The following is a 338-nucleotide window of genomic DNA, read 5'->3' as shown; positions in this document are numbered from 1 at the left end:
GGACGCCCTAGGCCGCGGCGAGGCGGCGGGCGGCGGTCATGACTGCCGCCCGCCGTGCGTCGAGGTCGGCGGCGTCGGTGCCGGTGGTCAAGCGGGCGATGTGCGGGGCAGCGTGCCACCAGGCGGCGAGGGCCATGATGGAGAACAGTAGAGCGCCAGGCTCGGGGTCGTCGCGCAGGATGCCGTCGTGCTGCGCCTTGGCGAACATGTCAACCTTCGAGCGGTAGTACGCCGACCGGTTCGCCTCCTCGGGAACCTCGCCGGGCACGGTCAGGCCTTCCCACAAGATGAGGCGGATCAGCTCTGGGTGGGCTGCGTGGTAATCGAAGATCCGTCCG

1 pseudogene is annotated in these 338 nt (G+C 70.4%); it reads right to left on the bottom strand.

Annotated elements, in window-relative coordinates:
• Window positions 1-7: 7 nt before the first annotated feature.
• Window positions 8-338 (bottom strand): annotated as a pseudogene (locus ELR45_RS35345) (TetR/AcrR family transcriptional regulator); the annotation flags it as partial.

Source organism: Phytoactinopolyspora endophytica (assembly GCF_004138495.1).
Lineage (GTDB): Bacteria > Actinomycetota > Actinomycetes > Jiangellales > Jiangellaceae > Phytoactinopolyspora > Phytoactinopolyspora endophytica.
This window is presented reverse-complemented; position numbering and strand designations above follow the sequence as displayed.